The organism is Hydrogenophaga sp. T2, from assembly GCF_049843535.1.
In the GTDB taxonomy this organism is placed as follows: domain Bacteria; phylum Pseudomonadota; class Gammaproteobacteria; order Burkholderiales; family Burkholderiaceae_C; genus Hydrogenophaga; species Hydrogenophaga crocea.
In genome coordinates this window covers 52,283-69,682 of the sequence record NZ_JBBHZJ010000012.1, presented here as the reverse complement: position 1 = coordinate 69,682, position 17,400 = coordinate 52,283, and the positions used below count along the sequence as shown (strand labels likewise).

Genomic DNA, 17,400 nt, shown 5'->3' with positions numbered 1-17,400 from the left:
ACGGTTGTAAGCGCGCCCCAAGGAGTCGGAAACAGCGTGCGCCAGCTGCGCCTCGATGACCTCGGGCTGCACATTGAGCTGTTCGGCCAGCATAGTGCGCGCCATAGCTCTAAAGCCATGGGCGGTCATGTCGTCGTTTCCATAGCCTAGGCGCCGCAAAGCGCTGCGAACCGTGTTTTCGCTCATGCATTTCTCGCGCGTCAAGATCGACGGAAACACGTAACGGCTGTGCATAGTCAGCGGCTGCAGCTCCTGGAAGATAGCCACTACCTGTGCAGCCATGGGTACGACATGGGGCTGCCCGTTAGCCTTCTCATCTAAGCGGCGCTTCATGACTGCGGATGGCAGTGTCAGCGTGGCGGTCTCGAAATCTACCCAGGACCACTCTAAGCTCCGCAGCTCGCCCGGCCGAAGCAGCAGCAAGGCCGAGAGACGCAAGGCTGCTCGGGTTATTGGGTTGCCCGTGTAGGCGACAAGGTCGCGCAGGAGGTTCCTGACGCCCTTGGGGTCGACGATGGCGGCAAAGTGGCGAGTCGGTACAGGCTTCAGCGCCTCCCGGAGATCTGCTGCAGGATTGCGGGCGCAAGCCCCTGTTGAAACGCCGTACCGAAACACCTGTGAGCACGCGTCCTTCACACGATGGGTAGTCTCCAGTGCACCGCGAGACTCGATACGGCGGAGACATTCCAACAGCTCGGGGGGCTCGATTTCACAGATCGGCCGGCGGCCCAGCCATGGAAAGACCATCTTCTCCAAGCGTGTTTGGGTGGTTTTGGCATGCCCCTCTGACACTGCAGGCCGGTGCCTCACCTCCAGCCATTCGCGTGCCACGTACTCAAACGTGCCCGGACCAGGTAGCCCAGCGGCCTCTAGCGCCTCCACTTCCCGGCGCCGCGCCCTCTCAGCCTTTTCCTGTTTCCGCCTTTCGCTCAAGTCGGCACCATGAGCCTTGGCCTCACGTGCCTCATCGCGCTTCATTCTGGCCGCCTTCAGGCTGACCACCGGGTAAGTGCCCAAGCTGATCATCCCCTCCTTACCGTCTCGCCAGAAGCGAAGCCGCCACCAACCAACGCCTGTGGGCCGCACGTCCAGCACCAGGCCAGCGCCGTCACTTAGCTTGCGGGATTTGCCAGCCACAGCCGCCGCCTTAAGCGCGGCCTGGATTGCCCTGTCGGAGAGGAGGTCTGTTGCAGCCATCCGGGTAACTTAGAAAGTAGGCCGAAGAAACCGACCTTGTTACCCTGGATGTTACCCGGCAGAAACCTGGATGCAAGGGGCCTTATGTGGCCCTGTGTACAGGTCGATTCGACCTATATTGTTGATTTTCCTTGATTTTTTAGCCTTATGTGGCCTCAAGGAAATTGTGAATGGTGGAGCTGGGGGGAATTGAACCCCCGTCCGCAAGCCTTCTTCGCGCAGATCTACATGTTTAGCCGTCTGGATTGGATCTCGCCGTTCCGGTCGCGCAGCGGCACGCTACCGGGACAGCCAGCACCCTTGGATCTCGACCTGCCACAAGGTGCCCGTGGCAGGTCCAGTCGATGTGAATGACCTCGCGGCTTCAGGCCTTGCGGCCATCGGCACAGCCCATCGACGAGCTGCTGCGAGGACCGGGGAGGTTAGTCCCCGGATACGACCTTAGGCATTCGCCACTTGGGCGAAGTAAGAGTCGTTTGCTGCGTTGGTGTTTGCAGTTGGTTTGTTTCTGCGGTTTTACGAGGTGACAGAACCTCGACATGCCCTGCTGCGTGTCCGAACCCACGTCGAAACCGGTACAGCCCCAGGACCGGGGAGTTTAGGGCAATTCGAGCAGATTCAAGACCTCGGCCGGTGAATCGATGACGGCATCGGCGGCCCAGTCGTCGACTGCAGCGGATGCACCCAGGTAGCCGTAACGCGCGGCCACGGTGCGCATGCCCGCGGCCTTGCCCGCCTGGATGTCGCGCAGATCGTCGCCCACGTAGATGCAGTCCGAGGGCTCGAGTGCCAGGCGTCGCGCAGCCTCCAGCAAGGGCGCGGGATGCGGCTTGGCATGCGGCGTGGTATCCCCGCAGACGATCGCACCAGCCCCGGCCAGCACCGGCATGGCCTGCGCGATGGGCAGGGCGAACCGCTGGGCCTTGTTGGTGACCACCCCCCAGCCGATGCGCCGTGCCGACAGTGTCTGCAGCAATCCGTCGACCCCGTGGAAGGCCTGGGTGCGGATCAGCATGCACCGTTCGTACGCGCTCAGAAATTCGTCGCGCATCGCAGGGTAGGTGGGGTGGTCGGGCGTGAGGTCGAAGGCCACGCGCAGCATGCCGCGCGCGCCGGATCCCGCATGCGCCCGGTAGGCGTCCAGAGCCAATGGCGGCAGCCCACGAGCCTTTCGCAAGGCCTCGGCCGCCGCCCCCAGGTCGGGTGCGCTGTCGATCAGGGTACCGTCCAGATCGAACAGCACCGCCCTCACCCCACGGAACACCACTGCGGCCATCTCAGGCCTTGCGGGTGGCAACCAGGTAGTTGACGCTGGTGTCGCCGCTGAGCCAGTAACGGCGCGTCAGCGGGTTGTATTCCATGCCGCGCGTGTGCAGCAGGTCGAGCCCGCTGGCGCGGCAATGGGCAGCCAGCTCACTGGGCTTGACGAACTTCGCGTACTCGTGCGTGCCACGCGGCAGCATCTTGAGCATGTACTCGGCGCCGATGATCGCGAACAGGAACGCCTTGGGGTTGCGGTTGATGGTGGAGAAGAACACCCAGCCGCCCGGCTTCACGAGTTCACTGCAGGCCCGCACCACCGAGGCCGGGTCGGGCACGTGCTCGATCATCTCCATACAGGTGACCACGTCGAAGCTGGCCGGCTGTTCCGCAGCCAATGCCTCGACACTGGTTTCGAGGTATTGCACGTTCGGCGTCGCGGCCTCCAGCGCATGCAGCTGCGCCACCTTCAAAGCCTTGCTGGCGAGATCGATCCCGGTCACGTTCGCGCCGCGGCGCGCCATCGAGTCCGACAGGATGCCGCCCCCGCAACCCACATCGAGCACACGCTGGCCAGACAGGCCAGCCAGGCCATCGATCCAGTCCAGCCGCAAAGGATTGATCTGGTGCAGGGGCCGGAACTCGCTGTCGGGGTCCCACCAGCGGTGGGCCAGATCGGAAAACTTGGCCAGCTCGGCCGGGTCGGCATTCAAATGGACGGTCATGAGAGCGATTATGCGAAGGCAACAAAAAAGGGCCGGTGTCAAGCGATTGTTGAAATCAGCCTGATGATCGGAAGTCTATATGGGACGCGGGTTTAGCTCTACTTCGGGCCGCTTTGTGGGGCTGCGGCGTTGTGGGCTGGGAGCCACATAAGAGCGTCGCGGTAGAAAGCCGGAGCGTGCTGCATCGGGGACGATTGCCAGCAGACGGCGACCACGTTTCACCATCATAGCCCAAGCGGTCGCCGTCCTCCAGAACGAAGAACGCGCAACCTTGGGCTGCGCGTTCGAGGGATTGCCGCCAGCGGAAACCGGCATCATCAGCTTGGCTTCGGCGGCGCTGCCTTGCCCGCGCCTACCTTCCTGAATCCCCGATCTCCGGCCATGAACGCCTCCAGCATGTGCGGAATCAGCGTCGCCGCATCGACCGCTTCGCCGTAGGTCTGCGCGTGCAGCGCGGCGTAACGGTCGAGGTCGGCTTTCAGGCTGGCCGGGCAGGCAAAGGTCAGCTTCGTGGATTCGGTTTTCGGCAGCGGCCCCAGCCGCAGCTTGCGCGTCGTCATCGTGAAGTCCCCCTGTTGAAGAAAAGCGGCTGGTACGGTCGCAGCACCAGATCGCGGTTGACGATGATGCGTACCGGCAAGCCGGGGCGCTCCGTCAAAGTGGGCTGGATGTTGAGGTTGCGCCGGGTCATCTCCTGGCCGACCTGATTGATGCTGTCCTGGGCGCTGTCGCGCCCGGCAATGATGATGCGGTTGCCGTCCTGGCGGTTCTCTGGCGCGGCCAGCTCGGCACCGACACCAAGCAGCGTGGTCAGCGCTGCCCCTGCGAAGATGCGGCCCCAGTGGTAATCCACTTCGTCTTCCAGCCCGGCATAACCAGCCGGGTCGGTGCCGACCAGGTTGTCGAGCGTGAGCGATGACGTGTCGGGCAGGATGATCCGGTTCCATACCACCTGCACGCGGCTCTGCCCGTAGCTGACCTGGCTGTTGTATTTGCCCAGGATGCGCGATCCCTGCGGGATCAGCAGGAAGCGCCCGGTGGCCGTGTCATAGACCGGCTCCGTCACCGTGGCGATCACGTCGCCCGGCAAGTCCGACTTGATGCCCGTCACCAAGGCACCTGCGACCACCGTTCCGGCCATGACCTGATATGGCGAAGCCGGCAGGGTCAGATTGCTGGAATTACGGGTTTCCGTGGTTCCGGCTTTCTGGAACGCCTCTTTCTGATCTTGCCGGTTCTGCACGGCGGTCGGGTCGGCGGGCTGGGCCGCCGTCGAGGCAGGCCCGGCAGCCAGCGGGTCGAAGGCCGCATTGGCGGCGAAGCCCGGCGCGGCGGCGGCTTGCGTCTGCGCCACCGGCGCGACCTTCTGCGAACCCGAGCGGAAGAACACCGACGATGCCGCGGCCGCTTCGGCTTCCTTGCGCAGCGCGTCGTTGGGGTCGTAGCCGGGGGCCACGTAGGCGGTCGTCACCGGTTGCTGCGACTTCACGATGGCCGGGCCAAGATCGCCGGGCAGCGGCGGCCCCAGCTCTGGCACCGATGCTGGCAAAGGGGGCGGCAGCTTCGAGTAGTCCGCCGGCAGCGCATCCAGCCCTTCCGACTTCGAGACGCGATCCACGTTGTAAAGCTCGGTCTGCTCACCCACGCCGCGCCGCTGCGGTTGCAGCGACCACATCAGCGCGCCGAGCACGGCGACCGACAGAGTGCCGGCGAGGATGGCCAGCGTGCGCCGGTTCAGGCGCGTGACCGGCCGAGGCTGGGCGCGCAGCGCCACCGCCTCGGGTGCTACCTTGCCCGCCTGTGGCGTGGCGAGGTCGGGGGTTTCGTCCTGGCTCATGGTCAGTTCCTCCGCGCCACGCCATCCGTGCGTTCGATCCGCACCACGTCGCCACCATCGCCGCCCAAGCGCAGTTCGGCCGCGCCGAACAGCCGATCCACGATGTAGTACGGCGAGCGGAAACGGTAGTTCACCAGTTGCCCGTCGCCCTGCGCGCCGATGACGAACAGCGGCGGCAGCTCGCCTTGCGCGATGCCCGGCGGGAACTGGATATAGACCTTCTCGCCGTCATCGAAGGCGCGCAGCGGCTTCCACGGCGGATTGCTGCCTGACACGGAATAGCGAAAGCGGATCTTCTCCAGCGACAGGCCGGTATCGACCGGCGCGGCGGCGCTGGCCGCCTGCGCCTGGCGCTGCAAGGCCAGCATTCGGTCTTTCGGGTAGTCCCAGGACACCGACGCCATCCATGCCTTTTCCGTCGAGGTCAGCTCCAGCAGGTACGTCCGGCGGCTGGTGGTGATAACCAAGTTCGTCTTGAGACCCGAACGGATGGGCTTGACCAGCACATTGACGCGCAGCGCGTCCCCGCTGCCGCTGGACGTATCGCCGACGATCCAGCGCACGGTATCGCCGGCGGCGACAGTGACAAGCTCCTCGCCCGGCTGCAAGGAAACTACGGTCACGCGCCCCGGCGCGGCATAGACCTGATAGAGCGCGCCATCAGTGAAGGGCCACACCTGAATCGCATTGACGTAGCCCTCGCGAGTCGGCGCGATGCGCGCCTCGGCGTTGGCGCGCGAGACACGCACCTTCTCGTCGGCAGGTTCCGGCGCGGCTGGGGCCGTGTCCGCCTCGGGCAACGGCTTCAACTGTGCCGGGAGTGCCAGCGGCTCGGGCACGGCAACGACTTCCACCGGCGCGGGCGGCTCCGGCAGCGCCTGCGCCTGCACCGGCTCGTCGAGCAAAATGGACGGCGGCGGCTTGCCCTGCGAGGCGCAGCCCGCAAGGGCCAGCACGATCAACGGCAAAACGGATTTATGGAAACGTGCATTCATGGCTTGGCTCCTTCGGAAGAATCCAGTTCGCGGCTCCACGACAGGCCATTGACGTAGATACCCAGCGGGTTCTTGCGCAGGCGCTGTTCGGTGCGCGGGGTTTGCAGGACAGTGGAAAGCACGGCGTTCCACCGTTCGGTGCCAGCGGGCGCACCGTTGATGAACCTTTGTTCCATCCAGCGCACGTTGAAAGACGTGTCGCTGGCGCGGGTCACACTGGTGATCTGCACCGTCACCGACTCCTTGCCGATGCGGGCGAATGGGTCGTTCTTGCTGGCGTAGTCGTTGAGCACCGCCGCGCCCTTGTCGGTGGTGTAGTCGTAGGCATCCAGCCAGTTCTGCCGCACCACGATGGGGTCGATGGACAGCGAGCGCACCAGCGTCACGAAGCGCGCCAGGTGGTGCGCGATCTGCGCATCGGCGGGCCGGTACGGCGTGGCTGCTTCGCCCACGGCGCGCACCTGCCCCGACTGATCGACCTCGATGACATAAGGCGTGACGATGGACTGCGCCGAGCGCCACACCAGGCCGCCCGCCATCAGCAGCGCGAGCGTCAGGCAGCCGAAGGCCATGAATCGCCAGTTCTTGGCCTGGACGCGGGCCGAGCCGATACGGTCGTCCCACACCTGCGCGGCAGACTGGTAAGGGGTTGCAGGTTGCGGCGTGTCGGCATAGCGCACCTGCGGTCGCTTGAATCGCATAGGGGTTCTCCTTGGTGGTCAGGTATCGGGTCATTCATCGGGGCGCAGGCTCGGGCCTTGCCCCGAACCGCCGCCGTCGCCACCGCGCAGCGTGTGGGCGGCGGTGGTCGCGGCATGGGTGATCTGCTGGCGGCGGTGCATCCGCTTGGCCCAGGCAGGTTGTTCTTGCTTCGGCGAGCTGGCGGCGCTGTCCGCGCCTTCGCCTGCGGCGGCCTGGCTGGAGCCGGCAGCGCCGGCATCCGCGCCGTTCCAGCCAGCCCGGAAGGAATCGGCCATCTTCTGCCCGGCAGCGGAAACGCCGGACGCAGCGCGGCGGCCTGCGGCCTGCGTGCCGGTCTTGGCGACATTGCCAAGGCCAGCCGCCGCGCCCTTGGCCCCGCCACCCGCAGCGGCGGAACCGGCCTGGAATGCGGACTTGGCGCTGCTGGCTGCTGATGTGGCGGCGCGTGCGCCGCTGCCGGCCAGCTTGGCGGCGGCCGGGGCCATGCGTGCGCCTGCCATGACCGCACCGCCCACGCCGGTCGCGGCGGCACCGATGGCAACGCCGGTGCCGACTGCGCCGACCGCTGCCCCGGCCATCGCACCCGCGCCGAGCTGCGGCGCACCGGACACAAGACCCGTGGCGATGCCAGGGCCGAAGATGCCGAGCGCCAGCAGCGCGAGCGAGGCCAGCATCACAACCAGCGCATGGTCGATGGAAGGCTCGTCGGGATGCACCTGGAACTCCGCGAACAGGCCCGAACCGATGCCAACGATGACGGCCAGCACCAGAACCTTGATGCCCGACGAAACCACGTTGCCGAGCACCTTTTCCGCAAGGAAGCTCGTCTTGTTCCAGAGTGCGAACGGAATCAAGACGAAGCCGGCGAGCGTTGTCAGCTTGAACTCGATCAGCGTGATGAAAAGCTGTACCGCGAGCACGAAGAAGCAGAGGATCACCACCAACCAGGCGATGAACAGCACCACGATGGGGTCAAGGTTCACGAACACTTCGGGGAAGCCGGCCATGTCGCCGATCTGGTCGAGGATCGGCGCGGCCGCGTCGATGCCGGTCTTCGCCAGGCGGCCCGGTTTCAGGAAGGTTTCCATCGTCAGGGTCGAACCACCGGCCATCAGGCCGAGGCCGGCGAACGATCGGAAGACGATGCCGGCCAGCCAGTTGAAGTTATTGATGATGTAGGCGAAGGCACCGACGTAAAGCACCTTGCGCAGCAGCTTGGCGATCACGTCCTCGCCCTGGCCGGTGGCATGGCTCATGGCCCAATACAGGCCGGCGATGGTCATGTCGATGACGATGAGTGTGGCGGTCAGGAACGCCACTTCGCCTTGCAGCAACCCAAAACCCGAGTCGATGTAGCGCGAGAAGGTATCGAGGAATTTGTCGATGATGGTCACGTCGTTCATGGCTTGTTCTCCGCAGCGGTGAGCGGCGCATCGCCTTCCGGCACGTCATCGGCGGGCGTGTCGAAGCTGGGCGGAATCGGTGGCAGTTCGGCCAGCGTCCGGTATTCGTCCGGCCCGGTCTGGCCGGCGAAGAAGCGCCGCCGGAAGGCTTCGGCGGCGGCGCGGCAGGCGTCTTCACCTGCGGCTTGCCGGTCGGCTGCGCATTGGGCACGCAACGCCTTGAACCGCACGGGATCGGCGGCCAAGGTGGCGGCCAGGTCTTCGGCCGGTTGCTGGCCGCAAGCGGTCAGCAGCACGACCAGCAGGACAGGAACGCATCGCATGGCCGCCTCCCGTCAGTTGTTGTAGAAATTGACGGTCTGCGGCGTGTACGGCGTGCCGGTGCCAAGGAAGCGCCGCCTCACTTCGCGGGCACGCTCGGTGGCCGCCGCCTGTCGCGCCAGTTCCAGCGAGGCTGCCCGGTCTTGCGTGATCTGGAGTTGCTGGGCCTGGATGGACTGCTTGGCCTGCAAGGCGAGAAGCTGGTTCGTCGCCTGCATGGCCTGCAAAGCACCCGTGGCCGATTGGCTCTGGCTCACGAGGTCGGTCAGCGCGCTTTCGTCTTGCGCCAGGTTCTGCGACACCTGCGCCTGCATCCGCATCGCAGTGTGCAGGCCGTCGAGCGTGTTCTTCCAGCGTTCGCGCGCGTCCTGTGCCATGCGGTCGCCGCTGATGGTGGCGGCGTACTGCTCCGGGTACAGGCGCGAGAACGTGGCATCCATGCTCTGCACGTCGTAGGCTAGCCCTTGCGCTTCGGCAATCAGGCGTTCCGTGGTGGCGAGCGTCGAGCGCAGCCGGTTGACGATGTTGAAGTCCAGCTTCGTCAGGTTGCGTGCCTGGTTCATCAGCATCTGCGCTTCGTTCTGAAGCTGGTTGATCTGATTGTTGATCTGCTCCAGCGTGCGAACGGCGGTCAGCGTGTTCTGCACGAAATTGGACGGGTCGAACACCGTCAGCGCCGATGCGGGCTGCACGGCCAGCAGCGACACCGACAGCGCGGCGGCGAGCGAAACGGAAAGCACACGGGTCTTCATGGCGAAACCTCCAGCGGTTGAGTAGCGAGGAAAGAAGCCGCCGCCGGTGAGGACGGCAGCAGGTCGGCGGCCCAATCGAGGCCGCGATGGCGCAGCCACGCGCCGGCGAAGCCGGGTGCGCCGGCCTGCGTCAGCACGCGGTCTATGTCGCGTTGGTCTTGCGGTGTGGATGCGCCTGCGAAGGCGAGCGCGGCCGGCCCCAGGTCGAGGTCGAACAGGCGATTGCCAAGGCGCGATTGGTAGTAGTAGTCCTGCTTGGGCTGCGCGGTGGCGACGATCTCTATCTGCCGCGAGTTCAGCCCGAATCCTTCGTAGATCGTGCGAATCTGCGGTTCGGTCGCCTGCGGATTGGGCAAGAAAATCCGAACGGCGCAGCTTTCGATGATGGCCGCCGCGATGCTGGAGTTCTGAATGTCCGCCAGGCTTTGCGTGGCGAAGACGACACTGACATTGCGCTTGCGCAGCGTCTTCAACCACTGGCGGATACGCGCTGCAAATACCGGGTCATCCAAGAACAGCCAGGATTCATCAAGGATCAGCAGCGTGGGCGCACCGTCGAATCGTTCATCGAAGCGGGCGAACAGGTAGCCCAGCACCGACCGCACGGCGGCGGGGCTGGCCATCAGTTCCTCCATCTCGAAGCACTGAACATCCGCGCTGCCCAGCCGGTCACTGTCGGCATCCAGCAGCTTGCCGTGGGCACCGCCGAGCACATACGGCGCGAGCGCCTGGCGCAGCGCATTCGATTGCAGCAGCACCGAAAGCCCCGTCATCGTGCGCTGCTCCACGGGCGCACCGGCAAGGCTTCCGAGCGCCGACCAGATGGCCGCCTTCTCATCCGGGCCGACGGTCACGCCTTCGTGCAGCAGGCGGCCTTCCACCCATTCGGCGGCCCAGGTGCGGTAGCCGCCCTGGTCGATGCGTGCCAGCGGCTGAAAGGCGATCCCGCCATCGGCACCTAGGTCGTAGTGTTCGCCACCCAGGCCCAGGATGGTGGCGCGCATGGAGCGGCCCATGTCGAAGACAAAGATGCGCGAGTGCAGATAACGCCGGAACTGCATCGCCAGCACGGCCAGGAAGGCCGACTTGCCCATGCCAGTCGGGCCGACCACGGTCATGTGGCCCACGTCGCCGATGTGCGTGACCAAGCGGAACGGCGTTGCGCCGTCGGTGCGCGTGACGATCACCGGCGGGCCGTCCAGGTGCTTGTTGCGCTCCGGGCCGGCCCACACCGCCGACAGCGGCATCATGTGCGCCAGGTTCAGCGTCGAGACGATGGGCTGGCGCACGTTGGCATACGCATTGCCCGGCACCGACGACAGCCACGCATCCACGGCATTGAGCGTTTCGGGGATGGTGACGAAGCCGCGCCCCTGAATCACGCGCTCCACCATGCGCAGCTTTTCGTCGGCCACGGCCGGGTCGGCATCGAGCACCGTCACCGTGGCCGTGAGGTAGCCAAAGGCGACTTGATCGCTGCCCAGCTCCTGCATGGCGGCGTCCGCGTCGGCCGCCTTGTTGCTGGCGTCGGTATCGACCAGCGGGCTTTCCTGCTGGAAGATCGTTTCGCGCAGCAGCGCGATGACGTTCTTCCGCTTCGCAAACCATTGGCGGCGCAGGCGGCCCAGCTCCTTCTCCGCCTCGGCTTTGTCGAGGCAGAGGAACCGCGTACTCCAGCGATAGGCAAAGCCCAGGCGGTTTAGGTCGTCCAGCAAGCCCGGCCAAGTGGAAGTCGGAAAGCCCCGCACCGACACCACGCGCAGGTGCTGGTCGCCCAGCATAGGCGCGAGGCCGCCGACCAGGGCGGAATCGGCCAGCAGCGCGTCGAGGTGGAAAGGCACCTCGGGCACGGCCAGCCGGTAGCGCCGCGTCGAAACCGTGGCGTGCAGATAGGTCAGCGTCGCGGCATCGTCCAGCCAGGCGATCTCCGGCATCACGCCATCGAGCAGGTCAAAGCCCCGATCCGTTTCCGCCACGAAAGCATCGAGCCGACCGCGCCAGTCCACGCCATCGCCCGGCGCGTGCTCGTAGAGCAGCTTGGCCGCACGGGCGCGGGATTCCTCGGGCGGCAGATAGGCCAGCGTCAGGTGATAGGCACTCTCGAAGTGGTTGCCCGATTCCTCGAAGGCGGCGCGGCGTTCCTCGTCCACCAGCCAGGACAGCGGTTCGGGAAAGTCGGAATGCGGATAGTCCGCCGCCGGCTGGCGCTCGGCTTCCACGAACAGCGCCCAGCCTGAACCCAGCCGGCGCAGCGCGTTGTTCAGCCGCGCCGTGGTGGCGATCAACTCGCCCTGCGTGGCGCTGTCGAGGTCGGGGCCACGGAAACGGGCTGTACGCTGAAAGCTGCCGTCCTTGTTCAAGACGACACCCGGCGCGATCAACCCGGCCCAGGGAAGCCAATCGGCCAGCAGCGCGGGCCGCTGGCGGTATTCGGCAAGGTTCAGCATGGCGGCATCCCCCTACACGTCCAGCAACGGCTTGTGCTTGATGTGCCGGGCGAAGACCTGCATGAACTGCGGATCGACACGCGCGCCCCACACGGCCAGCGAGTGGCCGACGATCCAGAGCACGACACCGGGAATCCAGAGTTGCAGGCCCAGCCCGACGGCGGCGGCCAGCGTACCGTTGGCAATCGCCACGGTGCGCGGTGCGCCGCCCATGAGGATCAGCTCGGTCAGCGAGCGATGTAGCGGCACCTCGAAGCCGGCCGCGAAGCTGTCCGGCCCGCTCATACGACCGCCCCGCCAGAGAAGCTGAAGAACGACAGGAAGAACGAGGACGCGGCGAACGCGATGCTCAAACCGAAGACGATCTGGATGAGTTTGCGAAAGCCCCCCGACGTGTCGCCGAAGGCCAGCGCGAGGCCGGTTGCGATGATGATGATGACCGCGACGATGCGTGCCACCGGCCCCTGGATCGACTCCAGAATGGATTGCAGCGGGCCTTCCCACGGCATCGAGGAACCGGCGGCCTGCGCCGTTCCGGCCAGGAACAGCAGCAGCGCGGCCAGCAGCAGCCCTTGCCCCGCAGGGCGGGCCAGGCTGCGCAGCCGCGCGAGGCCGGACAGGTGGGGAAGCGGATTTACGGAAAAGCGGAAAGCGTAAGCGTGCATCTGCGTCATGGCAGTTCTCCAGATTGGTCAGGGGACGGGGAAGGTGCAGCGGCATCGGCTGCGAGAGGCACCGGCATCAGCTCGGGAAACGGTGTTTCCAGCGCGTCCGCCAGGCGGTAGCTCACACCGTCGAATCCGACGACGCGGGCGATGCTTTCGACGCGGCGCTTGCGGCCGCGTCCGGCGATGTGGATGACGACGTTGACCGCCTCGGCGATCAGCGCACGCGGCGGGTTCACCGCGACTTCGAGAATCAACTGTTCGAGGCGCAGCAATGCGCCCAGCGCGGAACCGGAGTGGATGGTGGCGATGCCACCCGGATGGCCAGTACCCCAGACCTTCACCAAGTCCAGGGCTTCACCGCCGCGCACCTCGCCGACGATCACGCGGTCGGGGCGCAGGCGCATCGTGGCGCGCACCAGTTCAGTCATGGACACGACGCCAGCACGGGTGCGCAGCGGCACATGGTCGCGGGCGGCACATTGCAGCTCTATCGTGTCTTCGAGCACCAGCACGCGGTCGCCAGTGGCGGCGATTTCCGCAAGCAAGGCATTGGCGAGCGTGGTCTTGCCGCTGCTCGTCGCCCCGGCGATCAGGATGTTCTGGCGCTCGCGCACGGCGCGGCGCAGGAAGTCCGCCTGGCTCGTGGTCAGGATGCCGTCGGCCACATAGCGATCCAGGCCGATGATGCTCACGGCACGCTTGCGCAGCGCGAAGGCCGGGCCAGGCGCAGCCGGTGGCAAGATGCCCTCGAACCGCTCGCCGGTTTCGGGCAGTTCGGCGGTCAGCAGCGGTCGGCCGCGATGCACTTCCGCGCCGACGTGCGCGGCCACCAAGCGGATGATGCGCTCGCCGTCGTCTTCGGAAAGCTCCACGCCCAGCGGCGTGCGGCCCGACGACAGCCGATCCACCCATAGGGTGCGGTCAGGGTTGAGCATGATTTCCACCACGTCCGGGTCGGCCAGCGCAGCGGCGATGACTGGCCCCATTGCCGTGCGCAGCATCTGGATACGGCGATCCAGCGAGGCCGCGGTGGATGAGCGTTCGGATGGGGTCTGCGGAACAGGGCTCATAAGGCACGCTCCGCAGTTCGTTCGTGGGCTTCGGCCAGCGCCGCCGCGTCATCCATTCGCACCGGGTCTGGGTGCAGTTCTTCCACCACGTCACGCACCAGGCTGCGGCCGCGCAAGAGGTGGCGGCCAAGCTGCTCCACGAATTGCTCGAAGCGTGCCCGGCCCTGGGCGCGCGCCGCGTCCTGATGGGCTTCGGGAACCGGCGTGCTGACCGTCAGGAAGTAGCGGATGAACAGCGCCAGCGTTTCGATCTGGATGTTCTGGTCGCGCTCCAGGCGCTCGGCCTGGCGCGACAGGCGATCCAGCCGCTTGGCGATGGCTGCCTCGCGCTGGTCGCCAGCGTCGGGCGACAGCCACGATGCGAGCGCCGCCGCGACGATGGACGACTTGGACACGCCTTTCTTGGCGGCCAGTTCTTCGAGGCGCTTGGCGTGCTCGGGCTGGATAAACAGATTGAGGCGGTATTGGCTCATAAGTCGATTCCGTCGTTGGGGTCGAGGGAAGCCAGCCGGGCCGTGCGCTGCATCGCTGGGTCGAGCTGGCCGGGGAGAGAAGCAAAACCGGGCAGCGTCAGGTCGTCGTCGTCATCGAGCAGCGCCAGGTCGTTGCCGGCGAGCTGCGGTTCGGGGCTGTATTCGGCGACTTCGGATAGCTCCGGCTGGCGGCGCGGGCCGCCGTCGTCGGCGGTGCAGCCCAAGCCTTCGGCGGCGGCACTGGTGGCCACTGCGGGGACAGAGGGGATCGCCAGGCCGCTCCAGTCGTCAGGCCGGGCCGGTGGCACATCGGCGTACTGCCCGGCCGCAAGCGCGGGCGGCGGCAATACGCGGCTCTTGAAATTCGCGTCGGCGTAATAGCGCAGCTTCTTCGCCTTGATCGGTGCCACGCTGGACACCATGACCACTGATTCGTCGGTCGGAAGCTGCATGACTTCGCCCGGTGTCAGCAGCGGGCGGGCCGTTTCCTGCCGCGACACCATCAGATGCCCGAGCCACGGCGCGAGCCGGTGGCCGGCATAGTTGCGCTGCGCGCGCAGTTCGGTGGCGGTGCCCAGCGTTTCGGAGATCCGTTTGGCCGTGCGTTCGTCGTTGGTCGCAAACGTCACGCGGACATGGCAGTTGTCCAGAATTGAATGGTTCTGGCCGTAGGCTTTGTCGATCTGATTCAGGCTCTGCGCGATGAGGAAGCTGCGAATGCCGTAGCCAGCCATGAAGGCAAGCGCCGTCTCGAAGAAGTCCAGGCGGCCCAGCGCCGGGAACTCGTCGAGCATCAGCAGCAGCTTGTGGCGGCGCTCAATGCCGTCGCTGCCGTCGAGCGACTCGGTAAGCCGTCGCCCGATCTGGTTGAGGATCAGGCGAATGAGCGGTTTGGTGCGGGAAATGTCCGAGGGCGGCACCACCAGATACAGCGAGACGGGATGCTCGGATGCGATCAGGTCGGCGATGCGCCAGTCGCAGCGCGAGGTGACTTCGGCCACCGTGGGGTCGCGGTACAGGCCGAGGAACGACATGGCGGTGCTCAACACGCCCGAACGCTCGTTGTCCGATTTGTTGAGCACTTCGCGGGCAGCGGACGCGACAACCGGGTGCGGTGCATCGGCCAGGTGCTTCGTCGTCATCATCTGGTGCAAGGTCAGCTCGAACGGGCTGGCTGGGTCGGAGAGGAAGTTGGCAACGCCGCGCAGCGTCTTGTCCTCGCCCGCATAGAGCACATGCAGAATGGCTCCGACCAGCAGCGCGTGGCTGGTCTTCTCCCAGTGGTTGCGCTTCTCCAGCGCCCCTTCGGGGTCAACGAGAATGTCCGCGATGTTCTGCACGTCGCGCACTTCATGCGCGCCGCGCCGTACTTCCAGCAGCGGGTTGTAGGCTGCCGACTTTGCATCGGTCGGGTTGAACAGCAGGCAATGTGAGAAACGCGAGCGCCAGCCGGCGGTGATCTGCCAGTTCTCGCCTTTAATGTCGTGAATGACGGCGGATGCGGGCCACGAAAGCAGCGTGGGCACAACCAGGCCGACGCCTTTGCCCGAGCGCGTGGGCGCGAAGGTCAGGACGTGTTCCGGGCCTTCGTGGCGCAGGTACTCGTTGCGGTACTTGCCCAGGAACACGCCAGCCGGTTGCGTCAGCCCGGCCTTGCGAACGTCATCCGCTTCGGCCCAGCGTGCCGAGCCGTATGTGGTGACAAGGCGCGATTGCCGGGAGCGCCACACCGACATGGCGATGGCGACCACCACCGCCACCAAGCCGCTACCGCCCGCGATGGCCCCGCCAATATCGAAGACATGCGGCGCGTAGGCATCGAAGAAAAACCACCACTCGAACAGCCGCCAGGGGTGATAGACCGGCGTGCCGAAGAAATCAAACCAGGGCGAGCCAAGGCGTAGTTGATAGCCCAGGGCGGCTGCTGTCCATTGCGTTGCACTCCATACGCCGGCGATCACGATGCCGAAGACGGCGGCGATCTGCCCGAACAGCACGCCCTGAGCTTGCATGACTGACCTCCGATTCCTGCGCTATTCCTCGTTCAAGAGCGGCATAAGGACGTGCCGCATAGCGTGAGAATCGGTGCCGGGTCAGTGCCGGTCAAAGACCGTTATCGGAAGCAAGATGATGCAAAAAGCATCGTTTCAGGCTGCAAAGAAACCAGTAAAAACACCGCAGGCGCGAGCGCGCTGCGGCGTGTTGGCAAAGAAGACAGGATTTTTGCGAAAGACTGCGATCAGAACTTCGGTGGCGTTTCCAATGGCGTGTAGGGTGTCTTGCCGTCGCCATAGAACCGCTTGCGCGTAGCTTCGGCCACCCGGTTGCACAACACGTCGCCAAGCGACGCGCGGTCGGTTTTGCATTGCTGGCGTAGTTCCTTCAACCGTGCCGGGTCGGCAGCCAGTTCCTCCACGGTCGGTACGTTGGCCTGCTTGGGTGTCTCCGACGGGCCGCAGGCCGTTAGCACGGCTACCACAAGCATAGGTGTTATTCGCTTCATAGCTCGAATTCCTCCTGTGATTCGGACTGAGGTGGCGGCACGGGCCTCACACCTTCGGGCAAGTCGATCGCCTGCACCCGTTCGATGAATCGGGACAACACTTCCGAACGCTCGTCTTCGCGTCGCAACAAGTAGGTTGTCAGCATTGGCGAGCGGCCCGCCAAGGGCCGGGCCACAACGCCAGGTTCCCGGTTGGACACGATATGCGGAGCACCAGCCAGCCCCAGGGCGAAGCCGGCCGATACGACCACCATCATCAAGTCGAATGAGGCAACACGTTCGACGATCAGAGGCTCCCGGTCAGAGCGGCGCAGCACACGTTCAACCTGTCGCGCGTAGCCCTCACATGCTTGCGGGTCGCAGAGAACCAGCGGAAAGTGCAGCACTTCGTCCAGCGGGATGCGTCGGTGCTTGAGCAAATGATGGCGTGCTGGCACCGCCACCATCAGCGGGTCATTCCACACGGCTTCGGCGGCGATACCTTCGCCTACTTCATCCGATTGCGCGAAGCCCACGTCGTACAAGTCGTCTTGCAGCCCTTTGATTTGCTGCGACAAGGGCACCTGAAACAGCCGGATATCGACTTCTGGTTCCTCCTGCCGGCAAAGTGCGAGCAAGGTCGGTAGGCGCGGCGGCGTGATGCCATCGGACAGGGCAATACGCAACTGGCCGTGGAAGCCATTGGCCGCAGCCTTCACGCTGTCGCGGGCCTGCTGCAAGGCAGCGAACACGCGCGGAACATGCTCCAAAAACAGCTTGCCAGCCCGCGTCAGGCGCGTGCTGCGGCTGGTTCGGACAAACAACTGTTCGCCCAAGTCCTCCTCCAACTCCTTGATAGTGCGCGACAGCGGTGACTGCTCGATATGCAGTCTCTCGGCCGCGCGGGCGAAGTGGAGTTCTTCCTGAATCCGTGAGCCCAGGCGCACGCATGCTCGGGTTGGTCTGTTTTGTTGGGTCGTGCCCGTTCAATTTGACAGCCTGGGAGATGACATCACCCAACTCGATGGCACTGGATCGTCGGAATCGCGAGTTGGTGGGCGACTTGTT

18 protein-coding genes and 1 other RNA gene are annotated in these 17,400 nt (G+C 65.5%); all 19 read right to left on the bottom strand.

Annotated features, from left to right (window positions below; translation table 11 throughout):
• A partial coding sequence (locus WDZ95_RS22065; protein WP_425781653.1) for a tyrosine-type recombinase/integrase occupies positions 1 to 1,197 on the bottom strand: 1,197 nt, incomplete at its 3' end.
• Positions 1,198 to 1,368: 171 nt separating this feature from the next.
• Positions 1,369 to 1,782, bottom strand: a transfer-messenger RNA (tmRNA) gene (gene ssrA, locus WDZ95_RS22060).
• Positions 1,783 to 1,795: 13 nt separating this feature from the next.
• Positions 1,796 to 2,473, bottom strand: a complete 678-nt coding sequence (locus WDZ95_RS22055; protein WP_425781651.1) for an HAD family hydrolase — start codon at positions 2,471 to 2,473, stop codon at positions 1,796 to 1,798.
• Position 2,474: 1 nt separating this feature from the next.
• The gene (gene ubiG, locus WDZ95_RS22050; protein ID WP_166224846.1) at positions 2,475 to 3,182 is read right to left on the bottom strand and encodes a bifunctional 2-polyprenyl-6-hydroxyphenol methylase/3-demethylubiquinol 3-O-methyltransferase UbiG; all 708 of its coding nucleotides are present in this window, start codon (positions 3,180 to 3,182) and stop codon (positions 2,475 to 2,477) included.
• A 317-nt stretch (positions 3,183 to 3,499) separates the two neighbouring features.
• Positions 3,500 to 3,742 (bottom strand): DUF2274 domain-containing protein, encoded by a 243-nt coding sequence (locus tag WDZ95_RS22045; RefSeq protein WP_154344239.1) that lies wholly within the window; start codon positions 3,740 to 3,742, stop codon positions 3,500 to 3,502.
• Entirely contained in the window at positions 3,739 to 5,019 is a 1,281-nt protein-coding gene (locus WDZ95_RS22040; protein WP_154344238.1) for a TrbI/VirB10 family protein, read from the bottom strand. The genes WDZ95_RS22045 and WDZ95_RS22040 overlap by 4 nt, the downstream gene beginning before the upstream one ends.
• Before the next feature lie 2 nt (positions 5,020 to 5,021).
• Positions 5,022 to 6,014 carry a P-type conjugative transfer protein TrbG gene (gene trbG, locus WDZ95_RS22035; protein ID WP_207858485.1) on the bottom strand — a complete coding sequence of 331 codons (993 nt, stop codon included), beginning with the start codon at positions 6,012 to 6,014 and terminating at the stop codon, positions 5,022 to 5,024.
• Positions 6,011 to 6,715 (bottom strand): conjugal transfer protein TrbF, encoded by a 705-nt coding sequence (gene trbF / locus WDZ95_RS22030; protein WP_033946893.1) that lies wholly within the window; start codon positions 6,713 to 6,715, stop codon positions 6,011 to 6,013. The genes trbG and trbF overlap by 4 nt, the downstream gene beginning before the upstream one ends.
• A 30-nt stretch (positions 6,716 to 6,745) precedes the next feature.
• The gene (trbL, locus tag WDZ95_RS22025; RefSeq protein ID WP_207858486.1) at positions 6,746 to 8,119 is read right to left on the bottom strand and encodes a P-type conjugative transfer protein TrbL; all 1,374 of its coding nucleotides are present in this window, start codon (positions 8,117 to 8,119) and stop codon (positions 6,746 to 6,748) included.
• Positions 8,116 to 8,442 (bottom strand): hypothetical protein, encoded by a 327-nt coding sequence (locus tag WDZ95_RS22020; protein ID WP_207858487.1) that lies wholly within the window; start codon positions 8,440 to 8,442, stop codon positions 8,116 to 8,118. The genes trbL and WDZ95_RS22020 overlap by 4 nt, the downstream gene beginning before the upstream one ends.
• A 12-nt stretch (positions 8,443 to 8,454) precedes the next feature.
• The gene (trbJ, locus tag WDZ95_RS22015; RefSeq protein WP_207858488.1) at positions 8,455 to 9,192 is read right to left on the bottom strand and encodes a P-type conjugative transfer protein TrbJ; all 738 of its coding nucleotides are present in this window, start codon (positions 9,190 to 9,192) and stop codon (positions 8,455 to 8,457) included.
• Positions 9,189 to 11,639, bottom strand: a complete 2,451-nt coding sequence (trbE, locus tag WDZ95_RS22010) for a conjugal transfer protein TrbE (RefSeq protein ID WP_425781646.1) — start codon at positions 11,637 to 11,639, stop codon at positions 9,189 to 9,191. The genes trbJ and trbE overlap by 4 nt, the downstream gene beginning before the upstream one ends.
• Before the next feature lie 12 nt (positions 11,640 to 11,651).
• Positions 11,652 to 11,924: a VirB3 family type IV secretion system protein gene (locus WDZ95_RS22005; RefSeq protein ID WP_105029020.1), complete on the bottom strand. Its 273-nt coding sequence runs from the start codon at positions 11,922 to 11,924 to the stop codon at positions 11,652 to 11,654.
• Positions 11,921 to 12,313, bottom strand: coding sequence for a TrbC/VirB2 family protein (locus WDZ95_RS22000; RefSeq protein ID WP_033946878.1), 393 nt, complete (start codon positions 12,311 to 12,313; stop codon positions 11,921 to 11,923). Before WDZ95_RS22000 ends, WDZ95_RS22005 begins: the two co-directional genes overlap by 4 nt.
• A complete protein-coding gene (gene trbB, locus WDZ95_RS21995; protein ID WP_207858490.1) occupies positions 12,310 to 13,377 on the bottom strand; it encodes a P-type conjugative transfer ATPase TrbB in 1,068 nt (355 codons plus the stop codon). Before trbB ends, WDZ95_RS22000 begins: the two co-directional genes overlap by 4 nt.
• The gene (locus WDZ95_RS21990) at positions 13,374 to 13,850 is read right to left on the bottom strand and encodes a ribbon-helix-helix protein, CopG family (RefSeq protein WP_207858492.1); all 477 of its coding nucleotides are present in this window, start codon (positions 13,848 to 13,850) and stop codon (positions 13,374 to 13,376) included. Before WDZ95_RS21990 ends, trbB begins: the two co-directional genes overlap by 4 nt.
• Complete coding sequence (locus WDZ95_RS21985; RefSeq protein WP_425781642.1) at positions 13,847 to 15,862, bottom strand: conjugal transfer protein TraG; 2,016 nt, start codon at positions 15,860 to 15,862, stop codon at positions 13,847 to 13,849. Before WDZ95_RS21985 ends, WDZ95_RS21990 begins: the two co-directional genes overlap by 4 nt.
• Before the next feature lie 227 nt (positions 15,863 to 16,089).
• Positions 16,090 to 16,353 (bottom strand): EexN family lipoprotein, encoded by a 264-nt coding sequence (locus tag WDZ95_RS21980; protein ID WP_241349753.1) that lies wholly within the window; start codon positions 16,351 to 16,353, stop codon positions 16,090 to 16,092.
• A complete protein-coding gene (locus WDZ95_RS21975) occupies positions 16,350 to 17,279 on the bottom strand; it encodes a LysR family transcriptional regulator (protein ID WP_425781640.1) in 930 nt (309 codons plus the stop codon). Before WDZ95_RS21975 ends, WDZ95_RS21980 begins: the two co-directional genes overlap by 4 nt.
• Positions 17,280 to 17,400: the final 121 nt, after the last annotated feature.